The following is a 24,346-nucleotide window of genomic DNA, read 5'->3' as shown; positions in this document are numbered from 1 at the left end:
ATGGGCGGGTGATCTCAGGCGCGGGCGACCACACGGCCGTAGTGGATGTACTTCGCCAGGCCCGCGTCGTCGCGGCCGATGAAGGCGAAGACCGGGTGGATGCCGCGGGTCGGCTCGAGCGAGATCAGCGAGTCGCCCTCGAAGGCCACGAGCCGCGTGCGCATCGGCTTCTCGCCGATCTCGGCGATGATGTCCTTGGGCACCCGGTCGAGCCAGATCGCGCCGTCGGCGTCCTGGCTGACGGTGATGTCGTAGATCGTGTCGGCGTAGCGGCCCAGGTAGGGGGCCGGGTCGATGGTCCTGGGCGCGGCGGGCGGCACCGGGCGGCCGGGCAGGGTGACGCCGGTCAGCTCCTCGAGCAGGTGGGCCAGCACGTCGGTGAAGACGCCGAAGACGTCGCCGCCGTTGGTCAGCAGCGCGATCGCGACGCCGTGCTCGGGCGCGACCCGCAGGAAGGCCGCCTGCCCGATGGTCCCGCCGTCGTGGCCGACGACCGTGTGCCCGTCGTGCTCCTCGATCTCCCAGCCGAGCCCCCACGCGGTGCCCATGCCGGTGAGCCGGGGCAGCTTCACCTGCGGCTGCCACATGGCGGCCACGGTGCCGGGCCGCAGCACGGCGGAGCCGTCAGGCGCCGTGCCGTCGGCCAGGTGCATGGCGACGAAGGCGAGCAGGTCGCGCGGGGTCATGGCGAGCATCGCGCCGGCCGGGGCGTTGGAGCGGGCCAGCGCCCACGTCGGCGCCGCGACCGGCTCGCCGTCCTGGCCCGGCACGTGGCCGACGGCGGCGCGGTGCAGGATCGCCTCGTACGGGCTCGGCGCGACGTGCGTCAGCCCCAGCGGCGCGACCAGCCGCTCGGCCAGCACCTCGTCGAACGGCTTGCCGCGCAGCACCTCCACCAGGCGGCCGAGCACCACGAAACCCGTGTTGTTGTAGGAGAAGACCTCGCCCGGCGGGAAGAGCTGCGGGATGTCGTGGATCGAGGCGAGGTACTTCTCGATCGCGTCCTCGCCCCTGCCGGTGTCGGTGAAGATGTCGCCCTCGAAGCCCGCGACGTGGCACAGCAGCTGCCGCGTGGTGATCGCGGCCGCCGCGGCCTCGTCACCGACCCGGAACCCCGGCAGGTACGTGCGCAGCGGCGCGTCGAGCTCGACCAAGCCCTCGTCCACCAGCTGCATGACCAGCGCGCTGGTCCACAGCTTGGTGATCGAGCCGATCTGGAAGACCGCGCCGGTGGTCGCCTCGACGCCGGTGGCCCTGCTCAGGACGCCACCGGCGGCGGTGAGCACCTGGCCCTCGGTGAGAACGGCGACCGAGGCGCCCGGCACCCCGCGCTCTGCGACGATTCGCGCGAAGTGTTCGTCAAGCCAGCTCTGCACGCTTTCCGGCGACATCATGCCGCTGAGGCTAGAAGGCAAGCCCTGCCGCCGTACTCAGCCGATCGGACAACCCGGCCCAGAGGGGTTTGTCCGATCCGACAAGGGGACTGGGCCCGGCCACCGACGCGTACCCGTGGTCGCCGGGATCGTGCGGGCCGCACATCCGGGCCTCATCCTTGGGCTCGCAGCACGTCGAACTCGCAGCCCGGCGAGGACGGGTCGAAGCCGTTCTCGATCAGCCAGCGGCTCGCCAGCAGGCTGCGCAACGACCACCACGCCCGGATCACGTCGAGGTCGACGTCGGTGCCGTAGCCGGCGAGGACGTCGCCGAGGTGCTCCTCGTGCCCGAGCGTCAGGATGGCCAGGTCGTACAGGGCATCGCCCCGGGCCGCCTCGGACCAGTCGATCACGCCGGTGACCTCGTCGCCGTCGACGAACACGTGGCTGATCTGGAGGTCGCCGTGCACGAACACCGGTGTCCACGGCCGGAGCGCGGCCTCGGCGATCCGCCGGTTCCGGGTGACCAGGTCGGCGGGAAGGACGCCGTTCGTGATGAGCCACGCGCATTCGGCGTCGAGGCGTGCGGCGATGTCGTCGAGGCTCTGGCCGGGCCAGGGCGGCAGCGGCGCGTCGTGCAGCCGCCGTACGGCGGCACCCGCCGCCGCCCACGCCGCCGGCGACGCGGCCGACGGCTCACCGAGGCGGCCGAGTGCCGTGCCGGGCACGGCGGCGAGCGCGAGCACGGGCGGCTTGCGCCACAGCACCTCCGGAGTCGGGATCGGCACCATGGCCATCGCCTCGACCTCGACCTCGGTGCGCGTCTGATCGACGTCGACCTTCAGGAACACATCACCGACGCGCAGGGTCGCTCGCTCGCCGTGGGCGACGACGATCTCGATCTCCTTCATGCCGGCCATTCTGCGGAGCCGATCACCGACGTCACAACGGGTTTATCGTGCGCGGCCCCATCGGGGCGCCCTCGACCGTGCTGATCGAGGATGGGCTGCGCCGCGCCGGATACCCGGGCCTGGCCGACGAGATCAGCGCCCGATTCCGCGCCCTGTGCGAGCGATCGGGGTCCGCCGAGAACTTTCGACGCGCGGACGGGGAGGGGCTGCGTGACCGCGCCTGCACCTGGACGTCCGACGCGTACCTGATCCTGGCCGCCGCCCATGAGCGGCGCGCCGCGGTCAGCGTCCCCACAGCCGCCACGTCCGGTTGAGCGGGCCCGCCTGGTTGCACGTCCCCTGGTGGACGGGGGCGCGGGGGAGATGGTGCTCACGTCCACGCACTTCGGTGACCGGTCCCTTCGTCCCGCCCCCCGCCCCACCAGCCCCAGACCCCCGGCGACCTACGCGCGGCTGTCCTGCTTGGCGTCGGCGTCCACCCGGCCGCCGTCGTCCGTGATCTTGAGCTGTCGTACGGCGGGAACCAGCACGTAGGGCAGGAAGCTCGCCGCGTAGCCGAGGCAGGCGATCCACAGGAGCTGGTGCACGGTGACGGCCTCGCCCAGCAGGCCGCCGACGACGCCGCCGAGCGGCAGCGAACCCCACGTGAGGAAGCGGAGGCTGGCGTTCATCCTGCCACGCAGGGCCTCGGGGCAGATCACCTGACGGTAGCTGCCCTGGGCGACGTTGAGCATGACCCCGGCCAGGGAGATGAGCGCCATGCCGATCGGGTAGACGGCGAGCCGCCAGCCGGGTCCGGTGAAGGCGACGAGCACGAAGAGCGGCAGCATGAGGACGGCTGTGCCGTACATCGTGGGGCCGTGACCGAAGCGGGCGATCACGCGTGGCGCGACGAGCGCGCCGAGCAGGCCGCCCACCCCCGCGCCCGAGATCATCAGGCCGTAGGCAGCCGCGCTCACGCCCAATTCCTTGACCAGGTACAAGGGCTGGACGATGGCCCAGATGCCGAAGACGAACATGTTCATGGCGCCGACGAGGCCGATCAGGCGCAGGATGCGGTGGCCGAACACGTAGCGCAGACCTTCCGTGAGGCTCACACGCCCCCCGGAGGGGGTCTCCTCGGCCTTGACGGTCGCCAGCAGAGTGGCGGAGATCAGGTAGCTGACCGCGTCGGCCACGATGGCGACGGGCGCCGTGAGCGCCTGCACGAGCCAGCCGCCGAGCCCCGGGCCGAAGAGCACGGAGAGGCTGCGCACGGACTCCAGGGTCCCCATGCTCTTGGGCAGTTGCTCGTCGGTCACGATGGAGGGCAGGAAGCTCAGGTGGGCGACGTCGAAGAAGGCCGTGCCGATGCTGACGAGCACCGCGACCGCGTAGAGCTGCGCCAGCGTGAGCGCGTCGAACAGCGCGGCGATCGGGACGGAGGCCAGGGACACCGCGCGCAGCACGTCGGCCGTCACCAGGATGGGCTTCCTGCGCAACCGGTCGACCCACACGCCGGCGGGCAGCCCGAAGAGGAGGAAGCCGATCATCTCGGCCGCGCCGAGCAGGCCGAGCTCCCACGGGCCCGCGTCGAGCACCAGCAGCGCGACCAGCGGGAGGGCCACACGCGTGACCTGGGTGCCGAACTGGCTGAAGCCGTCGGCGGCGACGTAACGACGGAAGGCGGGGGGCATTCGATCTACCCTAAGCGCACAGTGAACCGTGCGATGCGGCTCAGGCAGGAAGGTTCTTCGCGAAGATCCAGTCCGGGCCGTCCTCACCGTCGGTGTCGAGGTGTTCGGCCCGTACCAGGCCGGCGCGCACCGCCACCCGCTGAGAGGCGATGTTGGCGGGGCGCACGCGGGCGATGACGGGCAGATCGGGAACGCGTTCCGTCACCCACTCCACCACCGCGGTCGCGGCCTCGCCGGCCACTCCCCGGCCCCAGGACGAGGCCGCGAAGCGGTAGAAGAGGTTGAGCACCCTCATGCCGTTGAGGTCCATGACCTTGGTCCCGCAGAAGCCCAGCGTCCGGTCCGAGCCGCGGCGTCGCACCACCCAGTAGCCGTAGCCGAAGCGCCGCCAGTGATCATCCCAACGCTGGAAGAGCTCCACCGTCTCCTCGCGCCTGGTCAGGGCGTCGGAGGGATTGTGCAGGCAAGTGGCGGGATCACTGTGGATGGCGAAGATCGCGTCGATGTCATCCTGTACCGGGCACCGCAGCGACAGTCGTGCGGTCAGCAGTTCTTCGGTGCGATGGCTTCGATCACGCATGCGGCGATCGTATTGACCTTGCTCTCGCGCCCGTTCGGCGGGGCCGAGACCTGGCGGTTCATCGCCGCGCTCTTCCTCGACGCCGTTCACGTGAAATCTACATTGTAAAGGCGGTCGGTTGTTACAGTTTCACGGGTAAGTCTGAAAAGACAATCAGCTGAGGCGATCTGGCGCGCATCACGTGCACGACGCTCATGACCTGCGCGAGCCCGGCCAGAACGAGCAGGTTGACCACGCCGGCGGTTCGCCACCAAGGCCGGAAGTCGGTGAAACCGCTGGTTTCGTTGGACATCTCCGAGATCTCCGCGAACCACGTGAACAGCAGGGCCAGCCCGTAGATCACGGTCAGGGCCGCGTACGGCAGGCCGTACCCCTGCTGCGCAGGAGCCCTGTGCACAGGGCGGTCAGGATGGCCGACAGCCGCCGATCGCCACCGTGCTGGTCATGGCGACGGCGTTCAGGCGCTGCAGGGCGGCTCGGATCAGGTCGGGGCGGGCGGCCAGTGACGTGCGGATCACCTGCTCCGCGTTCGCGGTGACGGCGAGGTTCAGTGCCGTCACCGCCGTGCCCAGTGGTAGCGCGGCCGGCGTCAGGAGCGCCGCCGCCCGTAGGGTCCTCATGCGCGGCACCCTACAGATGTGGTGCTTTTCCGCGCGTGCGGCCACTGGTGGCCGGCTGGAGCTGGCCATGGTGTTCGGTGGCGGCACGATGAGCTCCTCTGAGGGGCAAGGTTGGCCTCGTGGCGGCCCCGGTCGAGAATCAATCTCGTGGAGATTGCCGAACTGCTGCGCCGCGCAGCTGAGCTTGTCCCCGCGGACGCGAGAAGTGACGCCGGCCTGTCGATGGAGGACGTTCGCGAGTGCCTCTCCCACGACGAATGGGAGATGGCGCTCGGCGTTCTGCAGGATTTCGACGGCATCGAGTGGCAATCGGTCGAGTACTGGAATCTCCTTGCTGACGCCGCTCGGCAGATGTGGCTCACTCGCGATGCTGCGTGGTGTCACTGGCGCGGCAGTGAGACGCACAGCGGCATCCTCATCAGGGCAGGTCTGCAGCTCACCACCCCTGAAGCAGGAGGACGCCGACGCTCGGTCCCAGGCGCTGGACAACTGCGCCCGATGTGGGCCATCGGGTGCCCGCAGCTGTCTCCCGGTCTCGCTGACCTGTATGTCGCCCGGATCTGGGTCGAGTCCGCCTCCGAGATCCCGCCCGGTGGACGAGGCCCGATCAGGCTGCTCCTGCTCACTCCGTCGAACTGGCGCCATCTCGCCGTCGGCGATGTGATCACCATGCATGAGCAGCAACCGATCTCCGGCACGGCCACGATCACCGAGATTCGGCGTCACAGGACTACCGCACCGGCGTTCTGGGACACAGCGCCAGGGACCTGGAGATCAGCCGGAAGAACGCCCAGAGTGCGGTGAAGGTGTAGGGGAGGAGGCTGGCGGCGTGGACGGCCACGGTAGCCGGGAGACGAACATGATCACGGTCGGAGATCACGCCTCGGCCCGCGCCGTCTGACCGGCCGGATACCCGTGCGGCCCGAAGCCGCCGGACCGGTTGTCACCAGGGCATCCGGCCGCTCTCGTCGTAGAAGCCGCCCGTCCCGCCGTCGTCGCCGACCGTGGCCCAGTACACCGCGGCGCGGGCACCCTCGTCCGTGCTGCGCGCCCCCTTGAACCCGTTGAGGTCGGTCGCCACGTACCCCGGCGTCACCGCGTTGACCTTGATATGGGCCAGTTCGGGATCGTCGGCGAAGGCGTTGGCGTACTTGACGGTCAGCATGTTCACCGCGGCCTTCGTGGCGGAGTAGGCGAACGAGTCGTGCGAGCGGGCGAACATCGAGCCGTCCTCGGTGGCCTTGGCGAACACGGCCGAGTCGCTGGAGACGTTGACGATCCGCGCCGCCTTCGATCGGCGCAGCAGTGGCAGCATCGCGTGGACGACGCGGACCACGCCGAACACGTTCGTCTCGAACTCGGGGCGCAGGTCGTCGGCCGTCACCTCGGTGGGGGCCTTGCGCCGGAGCACGCCGGCATTGTTGACCAGGACGTCGAGCCGGCCGTGCTCGCGCTCGATGAGCTCGGCCGCCTGCCGGACGGACGCGTCGTCGGTGACGTCGATCCGGACGGGCCGTACCTTGATCCCGTCGGTGGCGAGGGTGGCGGCGGCCTGCGCGCCGCGGTCGGCGTCGCGGCTGCCGAGCAGGACGGTGAGGCCGCGTTCGGCGAGCTGGCGGGCGGTGGCCAGGCCCAGGCCCTTGTTGGCGCCCGTGACCAGGGCAATGGTGTCGGCGAGCATCTCTCTGGCTCCTACAATGGAAACTGAAAGTACCCCTACACTTTAACCGTAGGGGCCCTACGGTTGTCAAAGTGGAGAGGCGAGATGCAGCCCGTACTTCCGTCGCGTCGGCCCAAGCGCGCCGACGCCGCCCGCAACTTCGACGCCCTGCTCGCCGCCGCGCGCGACGCGTTCGCCGAGAAGGGTGCGCAGGCGTCGCTGGAGGACGTGGCCAGGAGGGCCGGGGTGAGCATCGCCACCCTGTACCGCAACTTCCCCACTCGCGAGGACCTGGTCGAGGAGGTGCACCGCGAGGAGGTCGAGCAGTTGTGCCGGGCCGCCGGCGCCCTCGGCGACCTCGGCCCGTGGGAGGCGCTGGCCGCCTGGCTGCGCCGCTTCACCGACTACATCGGGACCAAGCTGGCCTTCGCCGACGCGCTCAACCGCTCCACCGACACCTTCCAGGCCTGCCGCAAGGCGATGCGTGACGCCGGCGGCCCGCTGCTGGAGCGCGCGCAGGCCGCGGGGGACGCGCGTCCCGAGCCGACGATCGACGACCTGCTGCGGATGTTCGCCGCGATCAGCACCATCGAGTACGCCGACGACGCCCAGCGCGAGCGGATCTTCGGCCTCGCCCTCGCCGGGCTGCGGACCTGAAAGGTGGTGGGCGGGGCGCGTCATCGGCGCGTCCCGCCCACGATCCGGCTACGGCTCAGAACCACTTCTGGTAATCGCCGGTATTACCCGGGGAAAGGTAAACCGACCCCTCCCAGTTGCTGTCGAGCTTGTGCCCCGACTGGTATTGCCCGATCTGGCCGTTGGCGTACATCTTCCACCACTGGTAACCGCCGTTGTTGCAGCTGAGGGTGTAGACCCTGCCGGTGGCCGAGGTGCCGTCCAGGCACTCCTGGCTCCACAGGTTTCTGAGGGATTTGAAATCACCCCCGCCGACCCACGTCCAGGTCTGGCTGGTGCCGCCGTGGCACGGAGCGGTGAAGACGTGCCCCGTCGCGCCGCCGTACGACTGCTCCAGGCACCGGTGCGTGGCTCTGTTCCTGAGTTGCACGGACTGGGCGGTGACGTCCGCCGGCTCCGCGACGAAGCCGGACGGCGTCTCGGCACTCGGCGCGGCGGCGGTGGCCGGCGCGGACGCCAGCCCGGTGCCGACGGTCGCGGTGACCACAAAGGACATGCTGATCAGTGCGGTGCGGATTCGTTGACGCATGCTCACAAGAACCTTTCTCGGGATATTGCCGCGGTAAGCGGAGAACGGCCTGATCACTGTCGCAGGAAGAAATGGCGCGCCGCGAGGCTTGTAAGTTCTGGCTTAATCGAGCCGTTCAGAGCCTTGTGAAACTGCTGGGGGAGCGGATGCACAGAATTCATTTCACGGCCGGCGACCTGGCGCGGGTGCGGGTGGCGCCCACACTGGGGCCCATGGCCGAAACCCTGTTCAGCCTGTACGCGCTGCGCGGGCGAGCCGAGGAGCCGGTGTTCGGCGCATGGCGTCGCCGGGTGCGCGGGCACCTCGGCCCCCGGTTCGCCGTTCTGGGCGGTATCGTCCCCGCGCGACTGCCGAGCTTCGACCTGGCGCTGCTCGCCGGGCCGGGCAACGACCTGGAGGAGAGCGCCGAGACCTTCCTGGCGCAGCCCCCGCAGGCCGTCCGGGCGGAGCTGGACTTCTACGCCGGCCACCACGGCCGGGTGCCGTCCGAACTGGCCGGGCTCGTCGACACCCTCGCCGCCCGCCGGGAGGTGCTGTCCACGCTGAGGGCGTACCACCATGTGGCCGTCGGCTCGCACTGGCCGCGCATCCGCGGGCACCTGGACGCCGAGCGCGCCCAGCGTGGTGCCGTCCTGCTCGATCGTGGGGTGGACGGCTTGCTGTCGAGCCTGCACCCCGGCATCCGATGGTCGCCGCCGACCCTGCACATCGATGCCGGTGAGCAGTTCGACGACGATTTCTTCCTCGACGGGCGGGGGTTGCTGCTGGTGGCGTCGTTCTTCCACCGCATGCCGGGGGTGATGTACGAGCCGGGGGACCGGGCCGGCTGCATCCTGATCTACCCTGCGGTGCTCGGCGTCGAGAACGCGGCGGGCATCTGGGCGGGCGGGCCGTCGGTGCGAGCGCTGGCCGATCTGCTCGGGCGTACCCGTGCGTCCGTGCTCATGGCCATCGCGGACGGGGTGAGCAGCACGGGCGCCCTGGCCCGGCGCGTGGGAACGTCCTCGGCCGCCGTCAGCCAGCACACCGCTGTGCTGCGGCAGGCGGGTCTGATCACCACTCGGCGGCACCGCAGCAGTGTCCTGCATCATCCCACCCGGACCGGGCTGACTCTTCTCGACAGAACTTACTTTGTAAAGGCGGCCGGTTTAAACAGTCCACATCAAGATCACTTATAACGGCACGGGCTTCGCCCGTACGTCTCAACAAAAAGCAAGGCCGAGGCGTGCGCCCACTGCGACCTCGCTCGGCACGGCTGACCGCCCTGCGGAGGTCTGCGTTCGACCTGGGTGGAGGCCTGCGTGGGTTTCCGTGGCGCGAACTGCGGGCCGCCGGTCGGTAGCGCTATGTAACGATCCCTGTGCGCACCACGATGTCAAGGATGGAGCAAGGTCCATGCGCCGGAATCTCTGGATGGGTCTGGCGAGGCCCGAAGACACTACGCCACGACCGGCTGCAGCGGCTTCCGCTGGCTGTCGGCGTCTCGCGGCGCTTGCGCGGCATGTGTGCCTCGGGTGAGCCACGACTTCTGATGCAGGACCCCGGAGGTGGTTGTCATGTGGACGCAGGCAGTGCCCGCCGTGGTCGGTGTTGTTGGCGTTGTGGTCGGGGTGCTTGTCGGTGCCTGGCGGCAATCGTTGCTCCAGCAGGGTAATTGGCTGCGTGACGATTTGAGGCGTTGGCAGCAGGACCGGAGGAAGTCGTATTTCAGGCTCGTCCAGGCTGACGACAAACTGTATCGTTGTGTGATCCGGGATCTGCGTGATCCGCCGCCTGGGCAGACGGTGACCGTTACTGGGGCGGTGGATCCTGATGAGGTGATTCCGCCGCTCGCTGCGAGTGAGCGCGGTGAGTTGCTCCGGGCATTCGACTGCCTTTGGCGTGCGCGGCGTGAGATTGAGCTGCTTCATCTGACGGATGACGCGCTTGTGGCGGCAACGAACAGGCTCACGCTGAAGGATGCCGAATTGGTGAGTCTTACGCTCTTCGACCTGACTCGCCGTCCTGAAGAGGCGCAAGAGATAACCATGCTCATTCGGGATGCGTTGAGGGTGCGGCGTGATTTGATTGACCAGTTCATGCAGGAGGCGCGGACGGCGCTGAATGTCCCGGGTAACCGGAACGCTTGAGGAGATTTTTTCTGATCAGTTCGCGGGAGCCCGTGAATGGTGCGACAGACGGTGGAGTGTCCGACGCTGTCTTTGGTTGACGGTCAGGTCGGCCGGCAACCCCTTCGCCCTGGGCGCCATTGTCGGCTTTTCCCTTCTATGTGAGCACGACCTGGCCGATGGGCGCCGTCGTCTCCGCTGATGCGGCGAGCTTTCTCGGCTCTCAGGTGTGCGGCTGGGCCGCCGGATCGGGACGGGCTCGCTGGTCAGGAAGGGGAAGTATGTTGCTCGCCGTTGCCGGGCCGCCGATCTCCTGCTTTATGCCGTGCTCGTTGCAATAGTGTGTGCCGCACAGTATCGTGTGGCATGTGCACGATGACGATGAGCTGCTTGCCACCCATCTTCAGGAGCTGCGGCGGGGCACCGTCGTCCTGGCCTGCCTGCTCATGCTCGACCGCCCCGACTACGGCTACGCGCTGCTCGACCGCCTCACCCGGGCGGGTCTCGCCGTCGACGCCAACACCCTTTACCCCCTCCTGCGCCGCCTGGAGAAACAGGGTCTGGTGACCAGCGACTGGAACACCGAGGAATCCCGGCCGCGCAAGTTCTACCGCACCAGCGACAGGGGCGCCGCGCTCGCCGCCGCGCTCAGTCGTGACTGGGACGAGCTCGACACCGTACTCCGCTCCCTGAAAGGCGCGTCATGACCCCTGCTGCCACCACCGACACGCTCACCGACCGCTATGTCGCGGCGGTCCTGCGCCACCTGCCCGGGAGCCGGCGAAGCGGGGGCCGGCGCCCCGAGGATCAGCGGCCCGAGGACCAGCGACCCGACATCGACATCGAACGCGAGCTGCGGGCCTCCATCGCCGACGCCGTCGACGACCGGGTGGAGGCCGGCGCCGACCGGGCCGAGGCCGAGTTCGCGGTGCTCACCGAGCTCGGCGACCCGGCGCGGCTGGCGGCCGGTTACGCGGACCGTCCGCTCCAGCTCATCGGCCCCGCGCTCTATCTCGACTACACGCGATTACTGACCGCCCTGCTCGTGACCATCGTGCCCGCCGTGGCCGTGGCGGTGGGGCTCATGCAGGGACTGCGCGGGGCGGGCGCGCTCGGCCTGATCGGCGACACCCTCGGTGCGGCGCTCACCACCGCCGCGCACCTGGTCTGCTGGACCACGCTGCTGTTCGCGACCATCGAACGCGTCGCCGGACGCGTGACCGGAGGCGCCGCGGGACGCGGCACGCCCGCCAGGCGCTGGACGCCCGACGCGCTCCCCGAGCCGCCCACCCGCCGCGCCCGCTACGGCGAGCTGATCACCTACACCGTGGCGATGGTGCTGTTCACCACCTTCATCCTGCTCTCCCCGGCGATCAGCACCGAGACCGACGCGCACGGCGCCCCCATCGGCGTGTTCGCGCCGTGGCTGTGGCAGACCGGCTTCGTGTACGCGTTCATCGCCCTGGTGACCCTGAACCTCGCCGTCGCCTACGCCAAGCACTACGCCCGGTGGAGCGTTCCGCTCGCCGTGGCCGGGACACTGGTCGAGATCGCCTGCCCGATCGCGCTGCTCTGGCTGGCCGCCGGTGACCGGGTGCTCAATCCCGGCTTCACCCAGGCCGCCGCCTGGCCGCAGAGCGCGACCAGCTGGATCAACACCGCGCTCATCGTCGTCTCCGCCCTCTCTATCGTCTTCGCCGTCATCGACGGCATCGCCCGGGCCACGCGTCGCTGAGCCCACCCGAATCAGGAGACCGGCATGAAAGCGATCGTCTATCAGGAGTACGGCTCGCCCGATGTCGTGCGTCACGCCGACGTCGACCGTCCCGTCCCTGCCGCGGGTGAGGTGCTGGTCCGGGTGCGCGCCGCCGCGCTCAACCACGCCGACCTGCTCACCCTGCGCGGCACGCCGCTCCTGCTGCGCCTGGTGTTCGGGGTGCGGCGGCCGAAGGCCACCGTCCTGGGGCGCGCCGTCGCGGGTACGGTGGCGGAGATCGGCCCGGACGTCGAGGATTTCCAGGTCGGCGACGAGGTCTTCGGCGAGTCGGCCCAGCGCGGCTTCGCCGAGTACGTCGCGATCCCGGCGAAACGCCTGGCCAGGAAGCCGGAGCAGGTGACGTTCGAGCAGGCGGCCACCTTACCCGTGGCGGGGATCACAGCCTTGCAGGCGCTGCGGCTCGGCGCGGCGCGCCCCGGCACGGCGGTGCTGGTCAACGGCGCCTCCGGCGGGGTCGGCACGTTCACCGTGCAGCTCGCCAAGGCGCTCGGCGCCGAGGTCACCGGCGTGTGCAGCACGCGCAACGCCGAGCTGGTGCGCTCGCTCGGCGCCGACCACGTGATCGACTACACCCGCGAGGATTTCACCCGGGATACGCGCCGCTTCGACGTCCTGATCGACATGGTCGGCAACCACCCGATCTCGGCGCTGCGCCGGCTGCTCGCCCCCGGCGGCATCTACATCGCCTCCAACAGCGCGGGTGGGCCGGTGCTCGGGCCCATTCCCCGGCTGCTGGCAACGGTCGCGCAGACGCCGTTCGTCCGGCAGCGGCTCCGCGTCCTGACCTCCCGGAGCACTGCCGAGGACCTGCGGACGCTCGCCGGCTTCGTCGCCGACGGCAAGGTGACACCGGTGATCGAACGCGCGTATCCGCTCAGCGAGACCGCCGACGCCCTCCGGCTCCTGGAGCGGGAGCACGCCCGCGGCAAGATCGTCCTGCTGGTGTAGGACGAGGAGGCCGGGTGCCCAGGGCCCGGGGCCTGGGCGAACCGTACGAGGTCGCTCGCGCTCACCGTCGTCCCGCTGATCGCCGGTGCGTCCGGCTACGGAGTCCTGGGCGCCTTCCAGTTCGCCCGCGGGTTCCGCCGCCGGCGGCCGGGCTGGCAGCGGGTGTCGGGGCGGCTGCTGGTACCGCTGGGGCGGCACGTGCTGTTCTCCGTCCGGCCCTTCGGAGGCGGCGCGAAAGCGTCGCCGGCCTGCTGCTCAGGATCTCCGGCCGGGCCATCGCGCGTCATCTGAGCTCCACCGCGCCTCATCCACCCGCCGGGCCAGGCAGCCGGCTCTGCCAAGTGGCCCGGTCAGGACGGCGGCGGATCTTCGAGAGGGTTGGCGGTGATCCGCGTGGCGAGGTCGTTGCGGACCGAGGCGGCGGCGGCGCTGTCCGGTTTGCGCTTGGCCTGTGCCTCGAAGCAGGCCAGGAACTCCCGGCCGAACCCGAGCCGGGGGTGGCTGGCGAGGATCTCCGCCCGCGCGTCCACCGGGAACTGCTCGGCGTGCCGCCCGACGATCTCCCAGCTCGTCGCGACCTGCAACAGGTGCCCCTCGGGGTCGTCGGCCGCGGACACGTCCGCGCGCATGTGCAGGGCGATGATCTCCTCGGCCCTGGCGGCGCGCTGCGCCGGCCAGCCGGCCGCCGTGCCGAGGACCCAGGCCAGCCGGCCTCCCGCCTCCTCGAACGGCACGGCGTGGCTGTCGAACGTCGGCGTCAGGGCGATGTCGTGCAGCAGTGCCGAGACGTAGTACAGCTCGTCGTCGTAGGCGATGCGGTGCGCCGCGGCGTACCTCGCCCCCCACAGGTAGGACCGGACGCAGTGGTTGAGCAGCGCGGGTGAGCAGAACCGCCTGGCCACCGACAGTGCCGCGGCGGTAGCGGGAGTCTCCGGAACCCATGGGCTCAGTCTCGCGCACCCGCCGGCTTCGGCCTGCGGACCTCGGGAGCGTGTCGTGGGCGCCGAGGCGCAGGTGACCGCGCGGTCACCTGCGCCTCGGCGCGGTGTCCTGGTGCGGCATCGTTGACGACCACGCGGGCGCGGCGATGACGTCGCCCATGGCGGGCCGCCGCCGGCCACCCGGCGGCGGCCCGCCGGTCCGCTACGCCCAGGGCCGCGGGAAGGTGTCCCCGTCCAGCCGGTCGCCCGCGGCCACGCCGAGGGGGTCGGTCACGACGTGCGCGCCGCCGCTGTAGCGGGTGGCCTCGTCCATGTAGATGACGACGTGCGCGAGCCGCGCCTGATCGGTGCGGTTGGGCAGTGCCATGTGGCCGGTGTAGCCGCTGTGGAACGTGCAGTCGCCGGCGCGCAGCGGCACGGTGACCCGCGGGAGCCAGCGCAGGGACGGGTCCGCGGCGAACAGGTCGTCCTCGTCGTGCAGGTCCTGCGGGCGCAGGCCGGTGCGGTCCTGGGTGCCGGGCAGGAACGTCATGCAGCCCCGCTCCGGCGGAACGTCGACCAGCGCGACCCACGCCGACAGCGGCAGCCGGTCACCCGCGTGCGGCCAGTACGGGCGGTCCTGGTGGAACTCGGTGGCGGCGTTGTTGTGCGGCTCCTTGACCAGCAGCTGGTCGTGCCAGATCCGCAGCGGGAACCCGGCGAGCTGTTCGGCGATCCGGCCCAGCCGCCGGTCGAGCGTGAGCTCTCGCAGCGTCTGCTCGCGCTGCCAGACGTTGACGAGCTGGCTGAAGACGCCCTGCTTCTCCAGGCTCTCCGCGCGATGCGCCGCCAGGAACGCCTCGGCGCCGGCCCGCAACCGCTCGGCCTGTCCGGGCGCGAGCACCCCTCGCACCCGGACGAAGCCGTGCTCCCGGTACGCCGCCACCAGCTCCTCCGGCACCCGGCCGTCCGCGCGCACATCGCTGCCGGGCTGCCCGGGCGTGGTCGTCACCATCACTGACCTCCATGGTCGTCGCCGTTGTGGTACTCCAAGCCTCGTCGTGGCGTGCCGCCCGGGGCTAGGCCGATCCCGGCGGGTGGTCGTACGATCCCGACATGCCCGCCACGCTGCACGAGCACGCGCTGTTCACCGCAGGGCCGGTGCTGGGCGGGGTGCACCGCCTGGATGCCGGCGTCGCGTCGCACGCGCACGACTTCCTGGAGATCGCGGTGATCGGGGCCGGCCACGGCCGGCACGTGACCAGCCAGGGCGAGCAGCCGCTGCGGCGCGGGCAGGTCGTCGTGCTGCGCCCGGGCGCCTGGCACGGGTTCCGCGACTGCGCCGGCCTGGTCGTCGCCAACTGCTGCCTGTCCGCCCAGGCTCTGCGGGCCGAGCTGGCGCCGCTGTACGACCTGGCGATGCCGCGCCGGATGTTGTGGACCGATCCGGTGGCCTCCGGCACGCACGGAGTGGCGGTCACCGCCGTCGATCCGGCTGCCGCCGAGGAGGCCGTCGCGGAGATCGGCCTGCTCGAACGGGACCTCGCAGCCGATCGCAGCCGGCCGGGCCGGGTGCTGGGCCGCCTGGTCACCGTGCTCGGCATCCTGGCCGACGGCCGTACCCCCGCAGGGCAGGAGCACGGGCCGGCCATCCACCCCGCTGTCGCCGCCACCGTCGCCCGGCTGGAGGCGGCGCCCGCCCGCGCCTGGCGGCTGGACGACCTGGCCAGGGCGGTGAGCCTGGATCCCGCTTATCTCGGCCGGCTGTTCAGGCGCCACGTGGGGCTGACGCCGCTGGACTTCCTGGCGCGGCTGCGCGCCGAGCGTGCCGCCACGTTGCTGGCGCACTCGGCCCTGCCCGCGGCCCGGGTCGGCGCCGCCGTCGGCTGGGACGACCCGACGTACTTCGCCCGCCGCTTCCGGGCCCTGGTCGGGCTGACGCCGACGGAGTACCGGCGGCGCAGCCGGGCGGCCGTGCACGAGCAGCCCGGCCCGGAAGCCGGTTGATCGCGTCCTCGGCTCCGCGAAGCGCAAGGCGATCACCTTGCGGATCAAGGCGCAGGAGGGGCATGCCGCCGGTGGGCGGCGAAGAAAGCCCGGCGCGGCTGCGAACCAACGGCCGTGTGACGGCATCCAAGAAGATCACAGGACCTGAAGGGACTCATGTGATCACTGGGCCGTGCATGACACAGGACGCCCTCGCCGCCGCGTGCACGTCACCGGCGTGGTGAGCCGGTGAGACGCAACCGCCGCGCACGCTCCAAGCAGCAGCCCGACGTGCGCCGCGAACGCGCCGCACGCTTGCGGCAGCGGGCCGGCGCGAGCCTCGAACGCTCCGGGCAGCAGGCCGGCGCGAGCCGCAAGCGACCCCCGCGCTCCGGGCAGGAGCTCGACGTGAGCCGCCTGCCCGGAGACGTCGTGGCGCTCATCGACGCCCTGGAACCCGGCGAGAGTCTGGTCCTGACACGTGACGGCGCGTCGATCGCGACGATCTGCAGCACCGTGGACGTGATCCAGGGCGCCGTAGTCGACCGCGACGCACAGGAGGAGACGGCCGACGGGGAGCCACCGATCGACCTCGACGGCGTGACCGTCGTGGCCACGGCGATGGAGCTGTCGGCCGCGGCCCGGGTCGCGCTGTCCGACCAGCTCGGCCCGGACTACGTGGTGCTCGACATGCACGCGGCTCCCGCGACGGCCGACGTGCTGCTGGTGCCGCCGGCGAGCCCGCAGCTCATCGGCAGGCTGCGGATGATGTTCCCGGAGGCCCGCGTCATCGTCGCCGAGATCGAGGACCACGAGCTCGGGGTCCGCTACCAGGGCCCTGTCGGACGGCTGCTCGACGCCGGCGTCGACGGGTACATGCCGCCGGCGGCCCTGCCGCAGGTGGCCCGGCAGCTCGATTTCACGCTGCGGCAGGGGCGCGAGCTGGCGGGCGGAACGGCGGTGCCCCTGCAGATCGCCCCGCCCGGCCCCGGCGACGCGTGAACGATCGCACGGGCCGGCCGTAGCGGGCCTGGTGCGCGCGGGTGCCGGGGTGGCAGCGGTCTTGGCGACACCCCGGGTTCCGGTTGATCGGGGTCACTGGCCGTCCTGTGCCGGTCGGCCGCTTCCCTGGCCGCCGCGGGCGGCCGGTGCGGGGTCGGCGTCCCCGTTCGCTTCGCTGCTGCCCGGCTCGATGATCCCGGTGCCGCGGCGGCCCGCGGTCGAGGCGGCCCTGAGCTGCGGGTCCTCCGGTTGCGGGCGGTCGAAGGTGGGGCGGGCCTCCTTCCAGTGGCCGCGGGTGAAGTCGGGCACCTTGACCGGGCGCAGGCGGCCGGACCTCAGCGACTCGTGGCTGAGCGGGATCACCGAGCACCACGCCGCCGAGTCGTAGACGTCGATGTCGGGTGTCATGCCGAGCCGCATCAGCTGCACGAGGCGGAAGATGGAGACGAAGTCGCCGCCGCCGTGCCCGCCGTACTGGTCGGCGAGGCTTTCCAGCAGCGGCCATAACCAGTGGTCGTACTGCTGGCGGATGGCGGTGTAGGCGCTGCCGGTCCGCCAGGTGTGGTCGTTGTGGCCGAGCGATTCGAGGTAGACGCGGGCGTTGTCGAGTTCGATCGACCCCCGTGTGCCGGTGAGCGTGGTCTCCCTGGTGTACGGGTGGGGGGAGTTCACGTCGTGCTCGACCCGGATGAACCGGCCGCGGGCGGTGGTGACGAAGCAGGTGTGCCGGTCGCCCGAGATGTACGGCTTGTCCTGCCAGGACGAGTGATCCGGGGTCACCCGCGGGTCCTCCTCGCGGAACAGGGCCAGCGCCTTGGGCAGGGAGGCCACGGCGACCAGCTCGTCGAAGCGGTCCCCGCGGTTGATGCCCATGGCGGCCGAGACGGGCCCCAGGCCGTGCATCGGGTAGTGCAGGGCGTTCATCCGGGTCTGCCAGCGCCGCCGCCAGTGCTCGGGGTGGTAGGCGCCGCCGAACAGGTACGGCCAGCGCAGGTCGTGGACGTAACCGCCGGAGCCATGCTGCACCTCGCCGAAGAGCCCCGCCTGCACCATGTTGAACATCTGCAGCTCGGGACGGAAGTAGTTGACGTTCTCCAGCAGCATGCAGTGCTTGCGGGTCCGCTCGGACGTGCGCACCAGGCTCCAGATCTCCTCCAGATGCGGGGAGATCGGCAGCTCGACGGCGACGTGCTTGCCGTGCTCCATGGCGGCTCTGGCCTGCGGGTAGTGCCATTCCCACGGGGTGGCGACGTAGATCAGGTCGATGTCGTCGCGCTGGACGAGCTTGAGGAAGTCCTGCTCGCCCGCGGAGTAGCCGACCGGCTCGACGTCCTGGAACCCCTGCTGCATGATGCGGCCGATGGTGCGGCTGACCCGTTCCGGACGGATGTCGCACACGGCGGTGACGGTGGAGACGGCGCCCCAGCGCACGTCCTGGCTGCCGCCCCGGTTGCCGAGGCCGATGAGCCCGACCCGGACGTTCTCGAAACCCTCGAACGGGACGTTCACCATGCTGCGCTCGCCCTGGGCGCGCGGCGGTTCCCAGGCGGCCGAGGCGTCGGCGGCGCCGGCGCCGGCGACACCTGTGGCGGCGCCGAGTGAGATGCCGGACCTCAGCAGGTCGCGGCGTGAGGGGACGTAGCGGTGCGGAGAGGCCACAGCGATCACTCCTGCTCGGTGGACGGTGATGGTGTATGGCGCTTTCCCCCCGGTATTGGGCAGTATCGATCGTCCGCTGCCCGGGGGCAAGAGAAGTGGCCGGGGCACGGAGCGGGGGCGTCGGGGTGCGGCGTCAGGGGGTGCGGACGTTGTGGCATCTGCCTGCGCCGCACCGGAACCGCCCGGGCTCGTCCGCGCCGGAGGGCGCGGATCGAGCCCGATCGGCGGACTCGGCATCGAGCGCGCGTGCCGCCGTCGTGGTCGCATCGCGCCTGTTGGCCGTCAGCACTCCGATCGCGGGATCCGACCAGATCGTCAGCTCGGATGGACGCAGGTCGCCGGCGTGGCGCGTCCGGTAGGTCTCATGCGCCTGCGCCGAGGTGCGGTTCCACGGTTCCACGTCCTTGTCGGTCCCGTACGTGTCGAGCAGCTGCTCGGAAGTCCAGGTGGAGCCCTGCCCGTCCGGGCCGACCGGCCGGACCTGAAGGCCCACGCCCCGTCCCGCCCAGACGCAGTGAACGCCCTCATGCTCGGCCTCGGCGTCCGGCACGAGCCGCTCGACCAGGCCGGCATCGACCACCGCGCAGAAGTCGATCGGCACGGGAAATCTCGCCTGGGCTGCCCCCGGCACCGGGTTGAGCCACAGCAACAGAGCCAACATCAGCCGCACGATCCGGCACCCTAGCCACCATCGGTATGTTCCGGGTATGTCGCTTTCGCCGTTCAGGAGGCGAAGTGCGTTGCGTTCCCGGTGAAGTCGAGGCCGAAGCAGCCGATGCGGATGACGTCCACGACGGGGGACAACGACAGGAGTAACCTATATTTCCGACCGGTTGTAACGGTATGATGTGGGCTTCGTTTGCGACGACCGGGAGGCGGGATGACACCACCGACGGAGCCGTTCAGCACCGCCGGCGACCCAGAGCTGGGCCGGCTGCTGAAGGACTTCCAGCAGGAGCTGACGGCGATCGAGGGGCTGCGCGACCGGATCACCTCGATCGTGGGCCGGGGCGAGGCGGCCGAGGGGCGCGTCGTGGTGGAGGCGACGCAGACCGGGGCGCTGGCCGGGCTCAGCATCGATCCCCGCGCGATGCGGCTCGGCTCCGACGGGCTCGCGGCGGCGATCATGGAGGCTGCCGGGCGGGCGGCGCGGGCCGCCGAGCAGGAGGCCAACGACGTGGTGGCGCCGTTCGTCGCCGGGACGCCGCTGAGCCAGGACGGCGCGGGCGGGACCCGGTGGCGCTGAACGTCAGCCCCGGCCGCGCGAGCATCTACGGCGTGGGCACCCTGGGCATCGCGGCCTTCGTGTTCGAGATGCTCGCCACCCCCTACCCCGAGGGCGATCCGGGCAGGGCGCGCCAGGCGGGGGCCGTCTGGAAACGCCTGGCCGGCCGGATCGAGCAGAGCCCCGACCGCACCTTTCCCGCCGCGAAGCCGGTGTGGCGCGAGAACGACGGGGCCGGGGTGGAGGAGTTCAAGAAGACGGTGACCGCCGCGCTCTACCCGCAGGCCGAGGAGAACGCCTTCACCGCCAAGCTCGCCAGACGGTGCCGCGACAACGGCACGGCCTGCGACGACTTCGCCGAGACGCTCCAGGCGGCCAGGGACGCGTACTGGACGCTGGCCCTGGCCAACCTGGCGAGCTTCATCTTCATCACCACCTTCCCCTGGCAGGCGGGCTGGGCGTACCAGATCACGCAGATCCTCATCCGGCGGGCGCAGGCCCGGCTGCTGGCCAGGCTGCTGGAGCACAGCGTCGCCAGGATCGTGCTGAGCAAGCTGACGGAGTACACGATCGGCAGCGTCTTCTTCGCCGCGGGGGACGTGGGCGTCGTGGCGGGCGTCAAGGCGCTGCGCGGCGAGGATCCCGGCTCGTACGGCGAGAACGCGACGCAGGCGGTGAAGGAGTTCGCCGCGTCGATCGCCTTCTACGGGGTGTTCGACGCGGCCATGCCCCTGGCCAGGAGGGCGACCTCGAACCTGGACGTCCGGTACTTCCTGAGCCGCCTGGCCGGCGGATCGGCCGGGTACGGCCCCGCGTACGAGGCCCTGAACGGGCAGTCGGGCACCGAGCTCGTCCCCACCTGGGAGCAGACCCTCAGCCGGGTGCTGCTGTACTTCACCATGGCGCACAAGCCGGCCGGAGGATGAGGAGGACGGCATGGAGATCCACAAGAGACATCTCCGCTCGGCGGCGACCGCGTTCGAGACCGAGCAGAGCGACCTGCGCGCATTCGTCGCCGCGGCGGCCGAGGACCTGAACGCCATCGGCGACTTCTGGGGCGGCACCCAGGAGGGCGTGACGTTCATGAAGGGCCAGGGCGGCGGCAGCGGCTACGAGGCGGTCACCGGTCAGCTCATCGAGGGTGTCGAGGTGCTGCTCCACGCCCACCATGAGATCGCCCGGCGGCTGCGTCTCATGGCGGACAACGTGCAGGTGGCCGACTGGGCCGGCCTCGCCGCGATCCTGTCGGAGCTGCCTCCCGCCGACCCGGGACGGCCGATCTGGGGCACGGGCTGAGCCCGGGAGTTGCACCGCGACGAGTGTCGTTCCGCTCTCTCGGGCGGCATCATGGGTGGTGTGATCATGCGAACATGGCGCGGATGGACCCTGGCCTCCGAGGCGGCGGCCTACGAGGAGTACCTGCTCGAAACCGGTTTCAAGGGATATACCGGCACTCCGGGGAACCTGGGTGCGCACTTCACCCGACGCGACGTCGAGGGTGACAGGACCGAGTTCTTCCTGGTCTCGTTCTGGGAGTCGTGGGAGGCGATCAGGGCGTTCGCGGGCGACGATCCCGCAGCGGCGGTGTTCTACCCCGCCGACGACCGGTTCCTCGTGGACAGGGAGACCACGGTGGAGCACTACGAGGTGTTCGCGAGCGCTCCCTGAGGGGGCTGTCTCGGTGAGGGCCGCTCGTCAGGGCTTCACCGGGCGGGGGAGTGGCACGGGGGCGATGAATCGATGCCCGGTGGGAAGGGTGCCCAGCAGGCCGTGATGCGAGGCTGGGCCGGCGCGCACACCTGCGCCGCGACCCGCTCACGATTCGGTCGGCCACAGGTGTGGGCGTCGGGGCCGCGGGTGACGTACGGCGCCCGTTCCTTCAGCGGCGGGTGCCTGACAGGACGACCAGGGAGCAGGTGACCGGCCCCGGCGCGCGGTCGCGCCAGGAGAACAGCACGGGATCGGCGATCCCCTCCCAGGTCAGCCATTCGACGCCGACGTCGGCGAATCCGGCTCGCTCCATGATCTCGGTGTAGGTCTGGGGAAGCCAGTAGTAGTCGTGGATCTCGGTGTCGCCCACCTGCACCGTGATCTGCTCGCCCTCGGTGGCAGGCCGCCGGGCCAGGACGGTGGAGCGCGAATGGTCGATGTCCAGGACCGCGAACCGCGCGCCGGGGCGCAGCACCCTGCCGACCTCGTCGGCCAGCGCCTGGATGGCCGCCCGCGACGGCTGCATCAGCAGCACGAACGCGGAGTAGGCCGCCGCCATGGAGGCGGTGTCCAGGAAGTCCAGCCGCCGCCCCTCGGCCTGGTGGTAGGTCACCGACGGGTGGGCGTGCTCACGCCGGGCGACCTCCAGCATCGCGGGCGAGGCGTCCACCGCCACCACGGGGCCGGCGAAGCGGCGGGCCGCCTCCACCGCCACCTCGCCGTGGCCGCAGCCGATGTCCAGCATCGGGCCCCCGCCGCCGTCCGGCTCCAGCGCGCGGAAGAGGAAGGGATAGCCCAGCAGCCAGGCCAGGCCCCGTGCGCGCCATGTGGCGTACGCAGCCGCTACCTCGGGATCGTCAAAGGAACTCGTTTCCCCCATTGTCCCAGGTAAGCATGGGCGGGCGGGCGGCGGGACCGACTCGCGGGCAAAGCCCTGCCCGGATTTCCGCCGGACCGGGCCACTTCCGCGCCGGCCCCGGGACGGCGCGGAAGGTCGTCCGCTGCCTGGCCGGCTCGACAGCCTGCGCGGCGAGGACGTCGCCTACGCGCTGCGGCGCGGGGGCCGGAGTCGGAGTCCGCCGCACCCGGACGTCCGCACGAGTTCGAGCCCATCGCCCGCACCTCCGACGTCGCCGCCGCGACACCGCCGGCCGCGTCCGCGTCCTGGCCTCCCTGTGACCGGGCCGCACTCACCTCGCTGACCACCCGGCTCCAGCGCCGCGGGCGGCACCGCCGAGCCGGAGGCGCCGCCGGCGAGGGCCACGATCGGCATCTGACCAGCCGACCGATTGACGCATGCCTATATAGGCATATGATGGCATCCGTGGCACGAGCAGCGACGACGTCGGACGTCTTCAACGCGATCGCCGAGCCGCAACGCCGGGACATCCTGGCGCTGCTGCGGGCGGGTGAACGGCCGGTGACCGAGCTGGCCCAGGAGCTGGGGATGACCCAGCCGCAGGCGTCCAAACACCTGCGGGTGCTCCGGGAGGTCGGCCTGGTGCGGGACCGCAAGGCGGGCAAACAGCGCCTGTACGGACTGGACGCCCGCGGGCTGCGCCCGGTCCACGAGTGGACCGGCGGGTTCGAGCGGTTCTGGAACGAGAGCTTCGACCGGCTGGACGCGTACGTGCAGGACCTCAAGCAGGCAAGCCAGGAAGGCAGTGACGGATGAGCGAGACAGGACAAGGGGCGACGGCCGACCGCGAGGTGGTGATCTCCCGGATCATCGACGCCCCGCGGGAGCTGGTGTTCGAGGCGTTCACCGAGGTGCGGCACCTGTCGCGGTGGTGGGGGCCGGAGGGGTTCACCACCACCACGCGCTCCTTCGAGTTCCGCGTCGGCGGGGAGTGGGACTTCGTGATGCACGGCCCGGACGGGACGGACTACCAGGAGTGGATCACCTGGACCGAGATCGTCCCGCCGGAGGAGATCGCGCTGCTGCACGGCGAGCACCGCGGCGACCCGAACGCCTTCGAGTCGACCCTGACCTTCACGCCCGACGGGCCGGCGACCCGGATCGAGATGCGCACGATCTTCCCCACCAAGGAGCTGCGCGACGAAGCGGTCGAGAAGTACCACGCGATCGAGGGCGGCCGGCAGACGCTGGGCAACCTCGCCGCCTACGTCACCGAGCTCGTCAGGAAGGGGGCTGAGGGCTGATGGCCGGGAAGGTGTTCTTCAGCGTGTCGATGTCGCTGGACGGCTTCATCGCACCCGAGTCCACCGCGGAGCTGATGGGCCGGCAGTGGATGGAGCTGCAGCGGTGGATCTTCCCGCAGCGGTTCTTCCGGGAGAACCTGAAGCTCGGCGGGGGTGGCGAGGAAGGGCGCGACAACGACATCGTACGGGAGACCTTCGAGCGCACCGGCGCGAGCGTGATGGGCAAGCGCATGTTCGACGCCGGCGAGGAGATGTGGCCGGAGGAGGCGCCGTTCCACACGCCGGTGTTCGTCGTGACACATGACAAGCGCGACCCCTGGGAGCGGCCCGGCGGGACCACCTTCCACTTCGTCAACGACGGCATCGAGGCCGCGCTCGAGCAGGCCCGCGCGGCCGCCGGTGACCGCGACGTCCGCATCGCGGGCGGCGGGGCGGCGATCCTGCAGTACGTGAACGCCGGTCTGGTCGACGAGTTCTCGGTCGCGCTCTCGCCCGTGCTGTTCGGCTCCGGGATTCGGCTGTTCGAGGGCGTGGACGCGGGGCGGGTGGCCCTGGAGCAGGTACGCGCGGAGCCGACGCGGCGGGTGACCCACCTGACCTACGCCGTCCGGGAGCGGTAGCCGTCTCCCTCGCTACGACGACGCGCCGACGTCACTGGGTCTCGATCAATCCCGTCGTGCCGAGCGGCCGGGGGTCGTTGTCCGGGGCCGACGAGCGCGTGGGGGAGGTGGATGCCACTCGTGCGCGCACGATCCGCCCCCGGCGGCAAGCTCGTGTTCTCGCGCGTGCCCCGGCCCTGCCGG

30 protein-coding genes are annotated in these 24,346 nt (G+C 71.0%); 17 read left to right on the top strand and 13 right to left on the bottom strand.

What is annotated here, in order from left to right; translation table 11 throughout:
• Window positions 1–14: 14 nt before the first annotated feature.
• Complete coding sequence (locus LCN96_RS28880) at window positions 15–1,394, bottom strand: serine hydrolase domain-containing protein (protein ID WP_225265560.1); 1,380 nt, start codon at window positions 1,392–1,394, stop codon at window positions 15–17.
• Window positions 1,395–1,546: 152 nt separating this feature from the next.
• A complete protein-coding gene (locus LCN96_RS28875; RefSeq protein ID WP_225265559.1) occupies window positions 1,547–2,284 on the bottom strand; it encodes a phosphotransferase family protein in 738 nt (245 codons plus the stop codon).
• 47 nt (window positions 2,285–2,331) lie between these two features.
• Between LCN96_RS28875 and LCN96_RS28870 the strand changes: the two genes are divergently transcribed.
• Window positions 2,332–2,598: a hypothetical protein gene (locus LCN96_RS28870; protein WP_225265558.1), complete on the top strand. Its 267-nt coding sequence runs from the start codon at window positions 2,332–2,334 to the stop codon at window positions 2,596–2,598.
• A 129-nt stretch (window positions 2,599–2,727) separates the two neighbouring features.
• On the opposite strand, the gene LCN96_RS28865 is transcribed toward LCN96_RS28870, so the two are convergent.
• The 4 genes from LCN96_RS28865 to LCN96_RS28850 are packed head-to-tail and all read right to left on the bottom strand — an operon-like array spanning window position 2,728 to window position 5,160.
• Entirely contained in the window at window positions 2,728–3,960 is a 1,233-nt protein-coding gene (locus LCN96_RS28865) for an MFS transporter (protein WP_225265557.1), read from the bottom strand.
• A 40-nt stretch (window positions 3,961–4,000) separates the two neighbouring features.
• Window positions 4,001–4,630, bottom strand: a complete 630-nt coding sequence (locus LCN96_RS28860; protein ID WP_225265556.1) for a GNAT family N-acetyltransferase — start codon at window positions 4,628–4,630, stop codon at window positions 4,001–4,003.
• Window positions 4,631–4,661: 31 nt separating this feature from the next.
• Entirely contained in the window at window positions 4,662–4,937 is a 276-nt protein-coding gene (locus LCN96_RS28855; protein ID WP_225265555.1) for a hypothetical protein, read from the bottom strand.
• A 7-nt stretch (window positions 4,938–4,944) separates the two neighbouring features.
• Window positions 4,945–5,160 (bottom strand): hypothetical protein, encoded by a 216-nt coding sequence (locus LCN96_RS28850; RefSeq protein WP_225265554.1) that lies wholly within the window; start codon window positions 5,158–5,160, stop codon window positions 4,945–4,947.
• A gap of 147 nt (window positions 5,161–5,307) precedes the next feature.
• Here LCN96_RS28850 and LCN96_RS28845 point away from each other — a divergent pair, with 147 nt between their 5' ends.
• Window positions 5,308–5,964, top strand: coding sequence for a hypothetical protein (locus LCN96_RS28845; protein ID WP_225265553.1), 657 nt, complete (start codon window positions 5,308–5,310; stop codon window positions 5,962–5,964).
• Between the two features lie 139 nt (window positions 5,965–6,103).
• Here LCN96_RS28845 and LCN96_RS28840 read toward each other — a convergent pair whose 3' ends face one another.
• Window positions 6,104–6,841: an SDR family NAD(P)-dependent oxidoreductase gene (locus tag LCN96_RS28840; protein WP_225265552.1), complete on the bottom strand. Its 738-nt coding sequence runs from the start codon at window positions 6,839–6,841 to the stop codon at window positions 6,104–6,106.
• An 84-nt stretch (window positions 6,842–6,925) separates the two neighbouring features.
• Between LCN96_RS28840 and LCN96_RS28835 the strand changes: the two genes are divergently transcribed.
• Entirely contained in the window at window positions 6,926–7,477 is a 552-nt protein-coding gene (locus LCN96_RS28835) for a TetR/AcrR family transcriptional regulator (protein ID WP_225265551.1), read from the top strand.
• 55 nt (window positions 7,478–7,532) lie between these two features.
• On the opposite strand, the gene LCN96_RS28830 is transcribed toward LCN96_RS28835, so the two are convergent.
• Window positions 7,533–8,045, bottom strand: coding sequence for an RICIN domain-containing protein (locus tag LCN96_RS28830; protein ID WP_225265550.1), 513 nt, complete (start codon window positions 8,043–8,045; stop codon window positions 7,533–7,535).
• Between the two features lie 212 nt (window positions 8,046–8,257).
• On the opposite strand from LCN96_RS28830, the gene LCN96_RS28825 reads away from it, so the two are divergent.
• The 5 genes from LCN96_RS28825 to LCN96_RS28805 all read left to right on the top strand — a co-directional run bounded on the left by LCN96_RS28825 (window position 8,258) and on the right by LCN96_RS28805 (window position 12,878).
• A complete protein-coding gene (locus LCN96_RS28825) occupies window positions 8,258–9,223 on the top strand; it encodes an ArsR/SmtB family transcription factor (protein WP_225265549.1) in 966 nt (321 codons plus the stop codon).
• A gap of 378 nt (window positions 9,224–9,601) precedes the next feature.
• A complete protein-coding gene (locus LCN96_RS28820) occupies window positions 9,602–10,174 on the top strand; it encodes a hypothetical protein (protein ID WP_225265548.1) in 573 nt (190 codons plus the stop codon).
• A 347-nt stretch (window positions 10,175–10,521) separates the two neighbouring features.
• On the top strand, window positions 10,522–10,860 hold the full coding sequence (locus LCN96_RS28815) for a PadR family transcriptional regulator (RefSeq protein ID WP_218156036.1): 339 nt from the start codon (window positions 10,522–10,524) through the stop codon (window positions 10,858–10,860).
• Window positions 10,857–11,888 carry a permease prefix domain 1-containing protein gene (locus LCN96_RS28810; RefSeq protein WP_225265547.1) on the top strand — a complete coding sequence of 344 codons (1,032 nt, stop codon included), beginning with the start codon at window positions 10,857–10,859 and terminating at the stop codon, window positions 11,886–11,888. Before LCN96_RS28815 ends, LCN96_RS28810 begins: the two co-directional genes overlap by 4 nt.
• Before the next feature lie 24 nt (window positions 11,889–11,912).
• The gene (locus LCN96_RS28805; protein WP_225265546.1) at window positions 11,913–12,878 is read left to right on the top strand and encodes an NAD(P)-dependent alcohol dehydrogenase; all 966 of its coding nucleotides are present in this window, start codon (window positions 11,913–11,915) and stop codon (window positions 12,876–12,878) included.
• A gap of 350 nt (window positions 12,879–13,228) precedes the next feature.
• Here the strand turns inward: LCN96_RS28805 and LCN96_RS28800 are convergent, their stop codons facing one another.
• Both LCN96_RS28800 and LCN96_RS28795 read right to left on the bottom strand, forming a co-directional pair.
• Complete coding sequence (locus tag LCN96_RS28800) at window positions 13,229–13,780, bottom strand: HD domain-containing protein (protein ID WP_225265545.1); 552 nt, start codon at window positions 13,778–13,780, stop codon at window positions 13,229–13,231.
• Window positions 13,781–14,021: 241 nt separating this feature from the next.
• Window positions 14,022–14,813, bottom strand: coding sequence for a phytanoyl-CoA dioxygenase family protein (locus LCN96_RS28795; protein ID WP_225265544.1), 792 nt, complete (start codon window positions 14,811–14,813; stop codon window positions 14,022–14,024).
• Window positions 14,814–14,914: 101 nt separating this feature from the next.
• Here LCN96_RS28795 and LCN96_RS28790 point away from each other — a divergent pair, with 101 nt between their 5' ends.
• The gene (locus LCN96_RS28790; protein ID WP_225265543.1) at window positions 14,915–15,805 is read left to right on the top strand and encodes an AraC family transcriptional regulator; all 891 of its coding nucleotides are present in this window, start codon (window positions 14,915–14,917) and stop codon (window positions 15,803–15,805) included.
• Between the two features lie 228 nt (window positions 15,806–16,033).
• Entirely contained in the window at window positions 16,034–16,786 is a 753-nt protein-coding gene (locus tag LCN96_RS28785; RefSeq protein WP_225265542.1) for a hypothetical protein, read from the top strand.
• A 93-nt stretch (window positions 16,787–16,879) separates the two neighbouring features.
• On the opposite strand, the gene LCN96_RS28780 is transcribed toward LCN96_RS28785, so the two are convergent.
• Both LCN96_RS28780 and LCN96_RS28775 read right to left on the bottom strand, forming a co-directional pair.
• Window positions 16,880–18,445, bottom strand: a complete 1,566-nt coding sequence (locus LCN96_RS28780) for a Gfo/Idh/MocA family protein (RefSeq protein WP_225265541.1) — start codon at window positions 18,443–18,445, stop codon at window positions 16,880–16,882.
• 133 nt (window positions 18,446–18,578) lie between these two features.
• Window positions 18,579–19,106, bottom strand: a complete 528-nt coding sequence (locus tag LCN96_RS28775) for a hypothetical protein (protein ID WP_225265540.1) — start codon at window positions 19,104–19,106, stop codon at window positions 18,579–18,581.
• 219 nt (window positions 19,107–19,325) lie between these two features.
• Here LCN96_RS28775 and LCN96_RS28770 point away from each other — a divergent pair, with 219 nt between their 5' ends.
• The 4 genes from LCN96_RS28770 to LCN96_RS28755 all read left to right on the top strand — a co-directional run bounded on the left by LCN96_RS28770 (window position 19,326) and on the right by LCN96_RS28755 (window position 21,338).
• Window positions 19,326–19,691 (top strand): YbaB/EbfC family nucleoid-associated protein, encoded by a 366-nt coding sequence (locus LCN96_RS28770; protein WP_225265539.1) that lies wholly within the window; start codon window positions 19,326–19,328, stop codon window positions 19,689–19,691.
• A complete protein-coding gene (locus tag LCN96_RS28765; RefSeq protein ID WP_225265538.1) occupies window positions 19,682–20,596 on the top strand; it encodes a WXG100-like domain-containing protein in 915 nt (304 codons plus the stop codon). Before LCN96_RS28770 ends, LCN96_RS28765 begins: the two co-directional genes overlap by 10 nt.
• A gap of 10 nt (window positions 20,597–20,606) precedes the next feature.
• Window positions 20,607–20,966, top strand: coding sequence for a hypothetical protein (locus LCN96_RS28760; protein WP_225265537.1), 360 nt, complete (start codon window positions 20,607–20,609; stop codon window positions 20,964–20,966).
• Between the two features lie 66 nt (window positions 20,967–21,032).
• Window positions 21,033–21,338 carry an antibiotic biosynthesis monooxygenase gene (locus tag LCN96_RS28755; protein WP_225265536.1) on the top strand — a complete coding sequence of 102 codons (306 nt, stop codon included), beginning with the start codon at window positions 21,033–21,035 and terminating at the stop codon, window positions 21,336–21,338.
• A gap of 211 nt (window positions 21,339–21,549) precedes the next feature.
• Here LCN96_RS28755 and LCN96_RS28750 read toward each other — a convergent pair whose 3' ends face one another.
• A complete protein-coding gene (locus LCN96_RS28750; protein ID WP_225265535.1) occupies window positions 21,550–22,260 on the bottom strand; it encodes a class I SAM-dependent methyltransferase in 711 nt (236 codons plus the stop codon).
• A gap of 444 nt (window positions 22,261–22,704) precedes the next feature.
• Between LCN96_RS28750 and LCN96_RS28745 the strand changes: the two genes are divergently transcribed.
• The 3 genes from LCN96_RS28745 to LCN96_RS28735 are packed head-to-tail and all read left to right on the top strand — an operon-like array spanning window position 22,705 to window position 24,163.
• A complete protein-coding gene (locus LCN96_RS28745) occupies window positions 22,705–23,055 on the top strand; it encodes an ArsR/SmtB family transcription factor (protein WP_225265534.1) in 351 nt (116 codons plus the stop codon).
• Complete coding sequence (locus LCN96_RS28740; protein ID WP_225265533.1) at window positions 23,052–23,543, top strand: SRPBCC family protein; 492 nt, start codon at window positions 23,052–23,054, stop codon at window positions 23,541–23,543. Before LCN96_RS28745 ends, LCN96_RS28740 begins: the two co-directional genes overlap by 4 nt.
• Complete coding sequence (locus LCN96_RS28735; RefSeq protein WP_225265532.1) at window positions 23,543–24,163, top strand: dihydrofolate reductase family protein; 621 nt, start codon at window positions 23,543–23,545, stop codon at window positions 24,161–24,163. Before LCN96_RS28740 ends, LCN96_RS28735 begins: the two co-directional genes overlap by 1 nt.
• Window positions 24,164–24,346: the final 183 nt, after the last annotated feature.

Origin of the sequence: Nonomuraea gerenzanensis (assembly GCF_020215645.1) — a bacterium.
Lineage (GTDB): Bacteria > Actinomycetota > Actinomycetes > Streptosporangiales > Streptosporangiaceae > Nonomuraea > Nonomuraea gerenzanensis.
Note: the sequence above shows the minus strand (reverse complement) of the source record. Positions and strands in the feature narration are given on the sequence as shown.